Here is a 12,441-nt window from a genome sequence, read left to right on the forward strand (position 1 = left end):
AGTGTGAAGCCGAAGGAGTACGTCGGGTGCCCCTGCTCAGCGCCGATCCCGCCGCGTTCCCCACCGAGCCTCCCGCCGACACGCACGATCCGGCGGTCACCGCGGCCCACGACTGGGCGGCGTTCAGCGCACTCGACGAGATGACCGACCACTGGGCACGTCCCGGCTGGTCAGACGGCAGCCGCGCGTACTACTGGATGCTGACCTTCCCGGATGATCAGCGGCTCGCTGCTCTCGCTGGGCACTGCCAGGAGGAGCTGGCCGCCCTCGGTCTTGACCCGGTGCCGACGGACGGATTGCACATCACCCTCGCCCGAGTCGGAACGCCGGGCCTCGTCACCCCGGGCCAGCTGGACAGCCTGGCGCGGGACGCCGAGGCGTTGCTGCCCTCCGCGTTCTCCGTACGCGCCATGCCGCTGGCCGGCTCCCGCGGCGCCGTCCGGCTGTCCCTCGGCCCCTGGGAACCCCTGCTCCGGCTGCACCACGCGCTGGCCAAGGCAGGGAGCAGCGTCGGTCTGGCCCCGAAGAAGCCGACGTCCGCATTCCGGCCGCACCTGAGCCTCGCGTACAACAACCGCCGGCGCCCCGCCGCGCCCGTTGTGGAGACGGTCTCAGGGCTTCGCGCTCTACCGGCTGTCGAACTCTTTGTGTCCGCCGTCCAGTTGGTGGAGCTCCGCCGTGAGGGGCGGACGTACCGCTGGGATGTGCGGAGGAACGTCGCGCTCGGGTAGCCCGCTGGCGTCCAGGGCGAGAACCACGACCACTTCCTTGCCGGTCGCGGTCGGCCGGACGGACCATGCGGAGGCCAACTCCCCGACGAGCAGCAGTCCGAGACCACTGCCCTTCAGCTCATTCACCGACTCCTCCGCGGAGCGTGCCCGGACCCTGGAGACGTCCCGTCCCGCGTCATGGACTCGTAGTACCGCCACGTCTCGGTAGACCTCCACGCACATGCAGTCCGGCCCGCTGGCTGTGTGCCTGAGCGCGTTGCCCACGAGCTCCGAGGCGATCAGAACGGCGTCGTCGACCCGCTCTGGCGCGGCACGCCCCTTGAGGAATTTTCGTACGTGTCTGCGCGCGAGGCCCGAAGGCTCGGTGCAATCGGCCAGCTTCACCCAATGACGCCGTACTGGCGTCCGCCTGCAGAGGCGTTCTTCGTCCACCGCGTCCATCGCCGCTTCTCGTTTCCGCTTGGCACTGGACCGATCAGCCTCGCCACACCTGAGCCGCGGCGGTACGCCGTACCTCCGCCTCTTCGCGCGCCGCCGGACGGCGGACGAACGGCGTGCTGACGGCGTACCGCCGCCGACCGCCCCCGGCGAGGCTCTTCGTCGAGGCGCCGGTACTTGGCGTCTCGGCTCACCTGGCTGGAGGTAACGCGGAATGAGCGGCAGTGCGAGGCAAACCGCACCCCACGAGGTGCCCCAGGGCACGCGCCTGGTGCTGTACGCCTGCCTGCCCGCGTCGCTCGGTGAGGCCGCCGACCACAGCGTGGCCAGCACACGGCGGTACGTGGCCGATGCCGGCTGGGAGGCGGTCGAGACGTACGTCGACCGGGCGGCACCGTTCGAGAGCCGCGCCCTGTGTGAGGGCTGGCACAACGCTTTGGCCGCGGTCGAGCAGGGGAGGGCGGCCGGGATCGCCACCCCCCTGCTCGTGATGCTGGGCCATCTGGAGGAGGACAGGGCGAACCTCGCTGCCTGGCAGGTCCGGACCGGGGCGCTGATCACGACGCCGTGGGCGGTCGTCGACGCCGCCGGCTCCACGGCCTTACGGCGGTCGGCTGCGTGATGACCACCATGCGGCAGGGGTTTCTCCGGCAGTTGCTGGGCCAGGTCGGATGGGTGCTGCGGCATCCGGCGACGTACGTCGGCCGGTTCGGCTCGGCTCCTTTCAGGTGCTGTTCCTGCCCGTCCTGGCGACCGGCACCACTTTGACCATGCTCTACACGGGCCAGCTCCTGTAGCTCCGGCCCGTGTCCTCGGCTCCCCTCTCCGGATGCTCCGAATCCATTTCCCCCACGGAATCCGGTCAGTCCGGAGAGGGGTCGCACCGCAGGGTGCGAACGCAGGACCTAGCCGCGCCGCGATGCCACGCGCCGGCCGGGCAGCACGACGAACCGTTCGGATCCTTCCGACAGAAGAGGAAGTGCCATGACCGTAACCACGCTCAGTCCGATCACGACGACCACCACCGAAGTGTCCGCCGCGACGGCCGTCCCCAAGGTTCCCGCCGACCCGTTCGATATCGACCTGACCATCGTCACGGAGGTCGACGCCGACCTGCTTCCCAAGGCGTGCGGCACCGGTGACGGGTGCAATCCGTCCTGCGCCTCGTCCTGCACGAGTGCCGTCTGACGGCACTCGTGCACGGGGTCGGGAGCGCTGCCGCTCCCGACCCCGCCCGTTCACAGCACTGATGACTGATGGCGGAGGCACTGCAAATGGGAAGCGACGGAAAGCTCTACCAGCACACGGGCGTGGCCCTGCTCCGGGCCGCCGCGATGCCGTTGACGGATCTCCCGGGATGGTGGCCCGATCCGTCCGAGACGGAGGCGTGCAGCAGGTGGCTGAAGCAGGTGTGGGCCGACCCGCGGTTCGCCGACGCGGTCCGGCAGGCGAGTGGTGATCTCGCCACGCGCGTCGACGCGATCTGCGCCGGACAGTCGGCACGACCCAAGCAGGTCCGGCGCGCCGCCATGGCCACCGTCCGCTACGTGCTGCGCGCCACTGGGCGACCTACCCCGTTCGGCCTCTTCGCGGGCGTCGCACCTGTCAGCGTGGGCCCCACGCCGTACGCGAGATGGGGAGACGCACACCGGGCCGTGGCGCGGGTGGACACCGAATGGCTGGACGACGTCATCGTCCGTCTGGAAACATGCCCCGATCTGCTGGAGCGCGTGGACGTGGTCCTGAACGACCTGGCGGTGCGCCGCGGTGGACGCCTGCACGTCCCGCACGGCGGACCGATGGGGGCCACCGTCCGACGCACCAGCGCGGTACATGTGATCGAGGACCTCGCGCGCGGGCCGGTCCGCTTCGCTGCCCTCGCCGAGCAGTTGGCCGCCTCCTTCCCCCGAACCGAGCCGAAGGCCATCAGCGCACTGCTCGGCGCGTTGGTACGCGAGAAGTTCCTGATCACCAGCCTGCGCGCGCCGATGACCGACACCGATCCGCTCTCCCACCTGATCGAGCGGCTGCACGGCGCTGACGCGGGCACGGTCCCCGAAGTCTCACAGGTTCTGCACGAGCTCGAAGCGGTGCAACGCGCCGTACACGAGCACAACCGACTTCCGGCGAACCGCCAGGAGCCGCAACGGCAGGCGCTGGCAGCGCGGTTGCGTCGGCTCTCCGACGCGGGCCGCAGTCCCCTGGCTGTCGACCTGCTGCTGGACGCGGAGGCGCGGATCCCCGAAAGCGTCGCGCGGGAAATGGAGAGCGCGGCCGATGTGCTGCTGCGGTTGACGCGTCGGCCGACAGGCCACGGTGTGTGGAAGGAGTACCAGGTCGCGTTCTGGGAGCGGTACGGGACCGGCACGCTGGTGCCGGTGAAGGAGGTCGTCGACCCGGCGGCCGGGCTCGGCTACCCAGCCGAGTACCCCGGCAGCCGCATGACCGCGCCGCCTCCGGCGCTCTCCGAGCGTGACGAGCGACTGCTGGCACTGGCCTGGCAGGCACTGGCCGACGGCAGCAGAGAGATCGTCCTCACCGACGACCTGATCGACCACCTGGCCGACGAGGAGCCGACCGGGCAGGGCGCACCGCCCCACGTGGAGATGTGCGCGCGCCTGCACGCCGACAGCCTGTCCGCCCTGGAACGCGGGAACTTCACGCTCACGGTGACACCGGCACGCTCCGCGGGAACGCTCACCTCCCGGTTCACTCCGGTCGCCACCGGCACGGGACTGGACGAGATCTACCGCCAAGTCCCCGCGGGCGTCGAGAACGCGCTGACCGCGCAGCTGTCCTTCCCGCCGCTGTACCCGCACACAGAGAACGTCGCCCGCGTCCCCGCGTATCTCCCGCACGTGATCCCGTTGGGCGAGCACCGCGGCCCTGACGACACCGCGCCGACGCTCATCGACGTCGACGACCTCGCGGTCACTGCCACACACACCCGCCTCTACCTGGCCAGCATTGCCCGCCGCCGTGTGGTGGACCCGCAGGTCTTCCACGCCATGGCCCTGGACAAGCAACCCCCGCCCCTGGCCCGGTTCCTCGCCCACCTGACCCGCGCCTTCGGCCCCGCCTGGACCGGCTTCGACTGGGGGCCCCAGGGCGCACGGCTGCCGTTCCTGCCGCGCGTGCGCTACGGGCGGGCGATCCTCTCTCCCAGCCGCTGGCACCTGACCGCCGAAGCCCTTCCAGACCGTGGCGCGGACATGCGGGAGTGGACGGACGCCCTCGGCCGGTGGCGGAAGCGGTGGCACTGCCACGGCGCCGTCGAGCTGCGGGAGGACGACCGGACACGGCGGCTGCAGCTCGATGTGCCGGCCCACGTTGCCGTCCTGCGCGCCCACCTGGACCGGGAACGCCAGGCCGTGCTCACCGAGGCGCCGCCCGAGGAGAGCTACGGGTGGATCGGCGGCCACGTCCACGAGATCGCCCTGCCCATGACCAGCACCCGCCCGCCGGCCCCAGACCCGCTCTCCGGCTTCCTCCCCGTGCTCACCAACAGCACCCTCGGACCCGTACCGGGGGCGGCGCAGGCACCCTGGCTGAATGCCAAGATCTACACCCACCCCGACCAGTTCGAGGAGCTGATCGGCACCCACCTCGCAAGGCTCGTGGCCCAGCTCTCGGACGCACCCGAATGGTGGTTCGTCCGCTACCGCACCCCGCACGACCTCGACCACCTGCGCCTGCGCATCCGCACCCGCAGCCCGGGGCAGTACGCCGCCTGCACCGAGCTGGTCGCCCGATGGGCCACCGGACTACGCCACGAGGGGCTCAGCAGCAGGCTGGTGTTCGATACGTACACCCCGGAGATCGGCCGCTACGGCCCAGGCGCGGCTCTGCACACTGCCGAGGCGGTGTTCACGGCCGACTCGGCCTACGCCCTCGCCACCCTGCAGGGCCTGAGAGCCGACCCCGTCGACGGACGCGCGCTGGCCGCGGTCGGCATGGTGGACATCGTCAGCGCCCTGCTCGGCCCTGACGAGGGCATGCGATGGCTGACGAACCGCCCCGCGCCTCCCGCCCATGTCGAGCGAGGCGTCAGTGACCAGGCCATCGGCCTCGTTCGCCGCGCGACGCCCCGTGCCCGCGGCTGGGGCGACGCGCTCGCCCAGGCGTGGCACCGCCGCGCCGTGGCTCTGGCGCTGTATCGCGAGTGCATCGCCGAGAACATGAACCTCGACTCCGTTCTGGAGTCTCTCCTGCACTTGCACCACAACCGCCTGCGTGGCCTGGACCGGGAGGACGAGAGGATCTGCCGACACCTGGCGCGTCAGTCCGCCGTCGCCTGGGCCGCCTGGCCGGGGGAGAGCCGCTGATGAACAATGACGCACCGCCGACTCCCACCAGGCCCGGCTGGGGACAGTCGCTGTACTCCGGCGCGGCGGGAGTCGCCCTGCTGCATGCCGTCAGGGCCCGCGCCGGCGAAGAAGACCCGGACGCGCTCCGGCCGTGGGCCGCTGCCATGGTCAGGGGCCCCATCCAGGCCGCCCCCGAAGCATGCGGACTGTACGAGGGCGCCGCAGCCGTCGCCTACGTCCTCAGCTTCTCGCACACGAACACCGCCGCACGCGCCCTGGCGACCCTGGACAGACACGTCTCAGACGTCACGCGCCACCGCCTCGGGCAGGCACACGCCCGCATCGACCGCTGCGCGCTGCCCACCCTGGGCGAGTACGACCTCATCAGCGGACTGACCGGGCTGGGCGCGTACCACCTGCACCGCGGCCACCAGACGGAACTGCGAGACACCCTCGCCTACCTGGTGCGACTCACCGAACCGATCACCATCGACGCGCACCCCCTGCCCGGCTGGTGGACCAGCGACAGCCCCGATCTGCGCCCATCGCCACGCTGGCCCGGCGGACACGGCAACCTCGGCCTCGCCCACGGCATCGCCGGGCCGCTCGCGCTGCTGGCCACGGCCCTGCGCCACGGCCACACGGTGCCAGGACAGACGCAAGCCATCACCCGGATCTGCGACTGGCTCGACCGCTGGCGCGCTGGCACCGGCTCTCACACCTGGTGGCCGGGCCTGATCACCCGAGACGAACACCGACGCGGCAAGCTCCAGAGCCCAGCAGGACCGACACGCCCGTCCTGGTGCTACGGCGCCCCCGGTATCGCCCGCGCCCAACAACTCGCCGGCATCGCCCTCGGCGACTGGGACCGGCAACACCAGGCCGAACAGGCCCTCGCCGGATGCCTGGCCGACGACCGGCAGCTCGCCCAGCTCACCGACGCATCCCTCTGCCACGGCTGGGCGGGGCTCGTGCAGACCGTCTCCCGTGCTGCCCCCGACGCCATCGACGACGAACTCGCGGCGCGCCTGCCCCACCTGCACGCCCGGCTTGACGAGCACCTGGACCAGAGCGGACTACCGCACGGAGCCGGTCTCATGGACGGCACGGCAGGCATCCACCTGGTCCGTCTCACCGCCCCCGTCGACACGGCGCTCACCGTTCCCTGGGACCGCTGCATGCTCCTTACGGGATGACGTCGCGAACCGCACCCGCCCACCAGAGCACATGAGTACGATCTGCCCTCGCCGTACGCACGGCCGGGCACCTTCCGAAAGGACGCGATGAACACGGACACCGGCGCCTCTCCCGAGAACCTGCGCAACCGCCTGGTCGACGCCATCTTGAAACAGGACCCCTCCGGCCTCCGCGACGCACACGTCGAAACCGCCATGCGGACCGTACCCCGCCACGCCTTCCTCCCCGACGCGCCCCTCCAGGAGGCGTACGCCAACAAGAGCGTCACGATCAAAGAGAACCCCGACGAGGACGCACTCCCGCTGAGCTGCGCCTCCCAGCCCGACGTCGTGCACTTCATGCTGGTCCAACTCGCAGTCCGTGAAGGCGACAACGTCTTCGAGATCGGCGCCGGCACCGGCTACAACGCCGCCCTGCTCAAACACCTCACCGGACCTTCGGGACACGTCACCACGTGCGACATCGACCCCGACGTGACGGCCTACACCCGCCGCATGCTGGACACGAACGGATGCGACGACGTCCGCGTGGTCACCAGGGACGGCGCCCTCGGTGCCGAGGAGTTCGGCCCCTACGACCGCGTGATCGCCGCCGTCGGCATGTGGGACCTCCCCGGAACTTGGTGGGACCAGCTCGCCGTCGGCGGACGCCTCGTGGTCCCGCTGCGATGGCGCGGGCTGTCGCGGTCCGTGGCGTTCCGACGCGAGAAGGACCGGATGACGTCCGACTCCGTGAAGATGTGCGGCTTCCTCCCGGTGATCGGCCAGGACGGAGAGCGGAACGACTACACCGACGACGACCGGCTCGTCAGGCTCTACTGGGACGAGGACCAGCCCATCGTCCCGGAACTCCTGCGTGACGCCCTCACCCGACCGAAGACGGTCGTCTGGACCGACGCGACGGTCGGCCCCGTCGAGTCCTTCGACGGCGTCTGGCTGCGCCTGAGTGCCACCGAGCGAGCGACCTGCCGTATCACCGCGAATCCCGCAGCGATGGAGGCCGGCCTTCACCGCCCTGCCTCGCCCGCCCTGAGCCCCGCCCTTGTCGAGGGCCACTCGATCGCGTACCTCACCGTGGAGCGCACCGCCGAAGACCCGGGTGCCGAACCGCGGTTCCGACTCGGAGCCGTCGGTTATGGCTCGTCCGGCGCTGATCTCGCCGAGCGGATCTGCGCACAGATCCGCGCCTGGAGCCCGGCCAGGACCGTCGAACCCGCGGTCACCGCCTACCCAGCGGACACACCGGACAACGACCTCGCCGACGGAGCCGTGATCGACCGGCCTTCCGTACGGCTCGTCATCACCTACTGACGTCAGCGGGCGCGGCCACGGCGGGCACCAGCTTCCGCAAGGCGCGGTGGCCGCTCCCCTATCGGCCCCAGCCACGCACTGGTCAATCGGCTCGGGGCCTACTCGGCATCGCGGGTCGCGGCCTCGGGTCCAGTCGGTTCGGTGGACCTCGTACCAGCGCTCTCGCTCTTCTTGCCCGCCTCGATGGGGGCGTAGCGTCGCCGTTGCAGCTCGTCGCGTTCAACGTCCGGGATCGTCATCGACTCGGCAAGCACGGCGGCGAGCGCGCCTACTTGAGTGTTGTCCATGTCAGCGTGGAAGAGCCACCGGATGTTCTCGTCGCGCGTGATGAGGTCGATCGCCAAGCGCGCGCTTTTGTCCTGTGTGGTCGTTGTTCGGACGTATCGCACTTGGTCAGTAGGGATGTCTTGCCGGATCTCGGCTTGCTCAAGGAATGCGTTCGTCTTGGCCGTGATGATGCGGCGATCCGTGACAGCGACCAGTGTCTTTGCCGCAGCCTTATCCCTTGCTGCCGCCAACCTCTCCTTCGCTCCGCCGACGATCGCCGAAACGGGGCCGAGGGCATCGAGCTGGTCGGGGAAGCCGAGGACACGTAGGTTCTCACCGTCCTCGAGGAGCCATCGCAGGATGCGAAGGTACGGCTCGCCATCCAGCGATTCAGGTGCGCAGACGACGCCCGGAGCCTCAAGCGGAGGGGCCGGCGGATGGAGAGCGTCGGCAAGAGGCTCGATCGCCTCCAGAAGACGTGCGGAGGCTTCGCGAGCTGCCTTCACGTCCTTCCGCTTCCCCGGTAGCGGCCATGTGTCGGGTCCGGGGAGTTCGGCGGTGATCCGCAGCTCCCGCGTCAGCGCGTCGACAAGGCTCGTCGACGAGGCGAGAGCGGAGTCGAACTCCGCGCGGGTGTCGCGCGCGATGACCTCGGCGTACTGCGCCTCGGCGGCGTCTTCACGTCCAGCGGCTCTCGCCCTTGCGGCGCGGAGCGCGTGATACCCGGTCCATGCCTTGAGGGAGGACAAGAGGGCGTAGGCATCGAAGGCGATCGCCTCGGCGTTCGTCTGCAGATATTCACGGTGGCTGCGTGCGTCGGCCCGACCGATCTGCCTGACGTGGTCGCGGACGTTCTCCTGGTAGAGCTCAAGTTGCTTCTGCAGCAGCGCTCCACTACCCGCGACGTCCTCCCACAAGGACGTCGGGACCGATTCGATCTCTCGCGCCTGGTCGACCGCGCGATCAATGGCGGCGACGAGCCCCGTCAGTTCAGCCCACTGATCCTTGCGGATGGCGGTAAGGACCTGACTGGTCACCGCGAGGTTGGTCCTGACGAGGCCCGAGACCTCACTCAACATCATCTGAAGGCCGACCATGGCCAGCGCAGGCCCGACCGAGGCCGCGGTCTGCGCCTTGCTCATCCCATTCACGGAGAAGAAGCGGGCCTGACGCAGGAAGCGGCCAGGAACCATCACCGCTCCGAGGTTCCCCCCGTCCTTGACGGCGAGCGTCGCGCCGCTGTTCAGCAGGGCCTGTGTCGTGGCGTCGATCCTGTAGAGCCCCTGAACACTGGCGAACGCGTTTCCGAGATTGCCGACCACGGTCGCCGCGTTCCCGATCGAGGCGAGGATCGCTGAGATCCGCTTGCGGTCGGCAGCCGGCACGATCCCGAAGTCGATCAGATCGGGCTTCAGCTCCGGTGGGACCTCACCGGCGACGACAGCCACCCCTGGGAGCACCTCCACCAGGACCGTCGACACCGTCGTCGAATCGATGTCTGAGTCAGACGTCGGATCGTCCACAACAGGTGAATCGGCGGTATCGCCCCGGCCGTTCTCCTCAGGCTCGGCGATCTCCATCGAGTCCGAAGGGTCCTGCATGCGTTCTCCTCCCCCGCAGGCGCGCAACGGCCGGACCTCGTCGGCGTTGGCTGCCGAAGTCTACGGCTCAACGCCCTACGATTCAGCCCGAATCCGACGGACTGATCCCGGACTGGATAGTGCCGGGCATGGGTGAACCCGCTGGCGCAAGTCCACTCCCGGCGGCGCTTGTCGGTCGCCCCAAGCAGGGCTACCAGCGGCCGTATCTCACCGCCTTCCAGGGGCTGTGGACGTATCTGGAGTGGGCCACGGAGTCCGCGCGAATGCTGCGCTCCCAGATCAGCGACCGGGACCTCGACGTTCTGAACGTCCGCATCGTCGAAATCGCCGGACTAATTGCTCGCTTGCAGGGACCCAGGGAGCTGACAGAGTGACGCTCCGTTGCTGGCCAGAGCCTTGGAGGGAAGCATGTCGACGTCCGAAATCGGGTATCGCGTGGTGCGTCATGGAGACAAGGCGCCGAAGGACGGGACGCTATGGCGTACCGAAGCGGAGTCACGCAGCAGGGTAGCGGCGGGCGATCGTCCAGCGCTCCAGGAGGTTCTGTTCTGCCTGCGTGCCGATCTCGTGGATAGCATCCGCGTGTCCAGGTGGGATGACCTGGGCGATCCGATCACCCGGGAGATGGTCCGCGACGAGATCCGGGATCACCGAGCGACACTGACCGTGGCCGGTGATGTCATCGAACCCGATCACCCTCTGCGGAACACCGAGCGAGGTGTTCGCAACCAGGTTCAGGCTACATGCGCTGCACTTCGGGCTCTTCTTCCTCGCCAACGAGGCAAGCAGGGCCAGTTGGACATCGGCCGCGGCCTGAGCAAGAACGAAGTGGTGCGGCTCGCACACAAGTTGCACGTCGGGTTTCAACTGACGCTGGCGCAGACTGCGGACCTCCTCAACCAAGCGGGCTACATGTGGGATGGCGTGCAGGGTGAGCGGGACTTCAACAAGCAGGTCGTTCACCGGCTCCTCCAAGACGCGTGCTGGGACGACGATGCCCCCCGGACGGTCGATGGCGAGCGGATCCGTACCAGTGGGAGGTCACATCAAGTTCTCCGGGAGTTCGAGGTGATGGCCGTCTACGGACCAGACGACGAACGAGATCACCTCACGCGATCGAGAGACGTCCAGAACATCGCGACGGCGCACGACCACCTCTTCGCCTTCTCCTTCACCCCGAGCACTCCGGACTTCGGGCTCACAGACCTTCTCCACCTCGTGACCACACCCGTGCCTGTCCGCACCCTCTACGTAGCCGACTCTTCCCTCTTTCCCAGCGAATTGGACCGGCTGGTCGCGTACAGGTGGGTCGAGCACTTCGGCGTCCAGGTTCTGGAGGCGGGCAAGTCGGTGAAGTCGACCGTTGAAGGTTCCGGACAAGAGCAAGTTCTGCGGGAGGTGGTCAAGACGTTCGCTGCCCTTCGGATGCACGACAGCCACACCGTGATCGAGACCACCCGGTCCATCGATCACGCGAGGGCCGTCGCGAAGCGCCTGCGGAGCCAGGCGGGGTACTCGTATGAGGAGATCGCTCGTCACCTCAGGCTGGAAGCGATTCCCACGCGGAAGCGCAGCGGCGACTGGGGCAGAAGCGCTGTCATGGATCTAGTGTCCGGTGATGTCGCCTCATGAGCATCGCCCGACGTGATGCTCGTCGAGAGCGCGCGCTGACCCGACTTCGCACGCATGCAGGCGTCACGCTGAGCCGGCACGCCCTGTCCCGGGCGAAGGAGCTCGGTTTCGATGAGAGTGAAGTGCTGCGGTGCGTCATATCTCCCGAGCAAACCTACGGAGGCGACCCGAAATACCCAGGTGCCCGGCGCGTCCACCAGCGTCGAGATTGCGCCTGCGTCATCGACACGGCGACCCGAACGGTGGTGACAGTGCTGCTACGCAATACGGGCCTATGGCAACACGGAACGCATACCAGGTGGGACATGCCTCGTGCTTGCTCAAGTTGAGCGCGGGTCATAGGCTCTCCGCCTCTTTCCAATGTGGAAAAGCGCCCCGGGATCTGACTCGCACTCTGCCCGGGGCGCTGTCACGTCGTTTCCCGCCACCCCTGCCGCTCCAGTGCCCGCAGGTCGAACCGCTTCCGCAGGTCGGCCAACCCTGGTGGCACTTCTTCCATGCGGGCACCGGGGAGCGCCGTGTGACCCGTGATGAGAGCGATCCGAGGGTCCGACTCCTCGGCGACCACCTCGTCGTCCGTCTCAAGCGCTTCTTCGATGCGGCCAGGCAGAGACGGAGCCGAAGGGCGTCGCTGCCGGTGTAGGTGGTGAAGCGCGGCTCGACGCCGGCGATCTCGCAGGCGGCCAGACGGTTACGTCCGTCGAGGAGGACGCCGTTGGCGCTCAGGACGATGGCCTCGTGCTGGCCCTCGGTCTTGATGGACTCGGCCAGGTCGTTCAGCTCGTCCGCGCTGAGCATCGGGAACATGTCGGCGGTCGGGTGGGTCTGGATGATGCGCTCCTTGTCGGGTGGGGTGTCGGTGGCGTGCCGGAGATGTCCTGCGGCGTCATAAGGCCGGGGACAGGGCTGTTGTCGTTGATCGGTTGTCATCGTGACTTCGGTGGTTCTCGGTAGCGGG

General features: G+C 68.9%; 12 protein-coding genes. 9 read left to right on the forward strand and 3 right to left on the reverse strand.

What is annotated here, in order from left to right:
• Positions 1–26 precede the first annotated feature (26 nt).
• Positions 27–731: a 2'-5' RNA ligase family protein gene (locus tag P1P70_RS03885; RefSeq protein ID WP_319234592.1), complete on the forward strand. Its 705-nt coding sequence runs from the start codon at positions 27–29 to the stop codon at positions 729–731.
• Here P1P70_RS03885 and P1P70_RS03890 read toward each other — a convergent pair.
• Complete coding sequence (locus P1P70_RS03890; protein ID WP_319234594.1) at positions 627–1,172, reverse strand: ATP-binding protein; 546 nt, start codon at positions 1,170–1,172, stop codon at positions 627–629. The genes P1P70_RS03885 and P1P70_RS03890 overlap by 105 nt on opposite strands.
• Positions 1,173–1,383: 211 nt before the next feature.
• Between P1P70_RS03890 and P1P70_RS03895 the strand changes: the two genes are divergently transcribed.
• From P1P70_RS03895 to fxlM, 6 genes are all read left to right on the forward strand, one after another.
• Positions 1,384–1,791, forward strand: coding sequence for a hypothetical protein (locus P1P70_RS03895; RefSeq protein ID WP_319234596.1), 408 nt, complete (start codon positions 1,384–1,386; stop codon positions 1,789–1,791).
• A gap of 49 nt (positions 1,792–1,840) precedes the next feature.
• The gene (locus tag P1P70_RS03900; protein WP_319234597.1) at positions 1,841–1,966 is read left to right on the forward strand and encodes a hypothetical protein; all 126 of its coding nucleotides are present in this window, start codon (positions 1,841–1,843) and stop codon (positions 1,964–1,966) included.
• A gap of 187 nt (positions 1,967–2,153) precedes the next feature.
• Positions 2,154–2,357, forward strand: a complete 204-nt coding sequence (locus P1P70_RS03905; RefSeq protein ID WP_319234599.1) for an FxLD family lanthipeptide — start codon at positions 2,154–2,156, stop codon at positions 2,355–2,357.
• An 86-nt stretch (positions 2,358–2,443) separates the two neighbouring features.
• Complete coding sequence (locus P1P70_RS03910; protein ID WP_319234601.1) at positions 2,444–5,494, forward strand: lantibiotic dehydratase; 3,051 nt, start codon at positions 2,444–2,446, stop codon at positions 5,492–5,494.
• A complete protein-coding gene (locus tag P1P70_RS03915; RefSeq protein WP_319234603.1) occupies positions 5,494–6,672 on the forward strand; it encodes a lanthionine synthetase C family protein in 1,179 nt (392 codons plus the stop codon). The genes P1P70_RS03910 and P1P70_RS03915 overlap by 1 nt, the downstream gene beginning before the upstream one ends.
• An 87-nt stretch (positions 6,673–6,759) precedes the next feature.
• Positions 6,760–7,983 carry a methyltransferase, FxLD system gene (fxlM, locus tag P1P70_RS03920; RefSeq protein ID WP_319234605.1) on the forward strand — a complete coding sequence of 408 codons (1,224 nt, stop codon included), beginning with the start codon at positions 6,760–6,762 and terminating at the stop codon, positions 7,981–7,983.
• 98 nt (positions 7,984–8,081) lie between these two features.
• Here the strand turns inward: fxlM and P1P70_RS03925 are convergent, their stop codons facing one another.
• Positions 8,082–9,851: a hypothetical protein gene (locus tag P1P70_RS03925; protein WP_319234606.1), complete on the reverse strand. Its 1,770-nt coding sequence runs from the start codon at positions 9,849–9,851 to the stop codon at positions 8,082–8,084.
• Between the two features lie 128 nt (positions 9,852–9,979).
• Here P1P70_RS03925 and P1P70_RS03930 point away from each other — a divergent pair, with 128 nt between their 5' ends.
• Together P1P70_RS03930 and P1P70_RS03935 are read left to right on the forward strand one after the other, a co-directional pair.
• Entirely contained in the window at positions 9,980–10,225 is a 246-nt protein-coding gene (locus P1P70_RS03930; protein WP_319234608.1) for a hypothetical protein, read from the forward strand.
• 34 nt (positions 10,226–10,259) lie between these two features.
• Positions 10,260–11,483, forward strand: a complete 1,224-nt coding sequence (locus tag P1P70_RS03935; protein ID WP_319234609.1) for a hypothetical protein — start codon at positions 10,260–10,262, stop codon at positions 11,481–11,483.
• Positions 11,484–11,819: 336 nt separating this feature from the next.
• Here the strand turns inward: P1P70_RS03935 and P1P70_RS45655 are convergent, their stop codons facing one another.
• Entirely contained in the window at positions 11,820–12,413 is a 594-nt protein-coding gene (locus P1P70_RS45655) for a ParB N-terminal domain-containing protein (RefSeq protein WP_413471415.1), read from the reverse strand.
• Between the last annotated feature and the right edge of the window lie 28 nt (positions 12,414–12,441).

Origin of the sequence: Streptomyces sp. MB09-02B (assembly GCF_033794485.1) — a bacterium.
Taxonomy (GTDB): Bacteria; Actinomycetota; Actinomycetes; order Streptomycetales; family Streptomycetaceae; genus Streptomyces.

Bases quoted from the DNA above. Each gene is read 5' to 3' on its own strand.
- P1P70_RS03890 (WP_319234594.1), bottom strand. From the start codon at position 1,172: ATGGACGCGGTGGACGAAGAACGCCTCTGCAGGCGGACGCCAGTACGG.
- P1P70_RS03895 (WP_319234596.1), top strand. From the start codon at position 1,384: ATGAGCGGCAGTGCGAGGCAAACCGCACCCCACGAGGTGCCCCAGGGC.
- P1P70_RS03900 (WP_319234597.1), top strand. From the start codon at position 1,841: ATGGGTGCTGCGGCATCCGGCGACGTACGTCGGCCGGTTCGGCTCGGC.
- P1P70_RS03905 (WP_319234599.1), top strand. From the start codon at position 2,154: ATGACCGTAACCACGCTCAGTCCGATCACGACGACCACCACCGAAGTG.
- P1P70_RS03910 (WP_319234601.1), top strand. From the start codon at position 2,444: ATGGGAAGCGACGGAAAGCTCTACCAGCACACGGGCGTGGCCCTGCTC.
- P1P70_RS03915 (WP_319234603.1), top strand. From the start codon at position 5,494: ATGAACAATGACGCACCGCCGACTCCCACCAGGCCCGGCTGGGGACAG.
- fxlM (WP_319234605.1), top strand. From the start codon at position 6,760: ATGAACACGGACACCGGCGCCTCTCCCGAGAACCTGCGCAACCGCCTG.
- P1P70_RS03925 (WP_319234606.1), bottom strand. From the start codon at position 9,851: ATGCAGGACCCTTCGGACTCGATGGAGATCGCCGAGCCTGAGGAGAAC.
- P1P70_RS03930 (WP_319234608.1), top strand. From the start codon at position 9,980: ATGGGTGAACCCGCTGGCGCAAGTCCACTCCCGGCGGCGCTTGTCGGT.
- P1P70_RS03935 (WP_319234609.1), top strand. From the start codon at position 10,260: ATGTCGACGTCCGAAATCGGGTATCGCGTGGTGCGTCATGGAGACAAG.
- P1P70_RS45655 (WP_413471415.1), bottom strand. From the start codon at position 12,413: ATGACAACCGATCAACGACAACAGCCCTGTCCCCGGCCTTATGACGCC.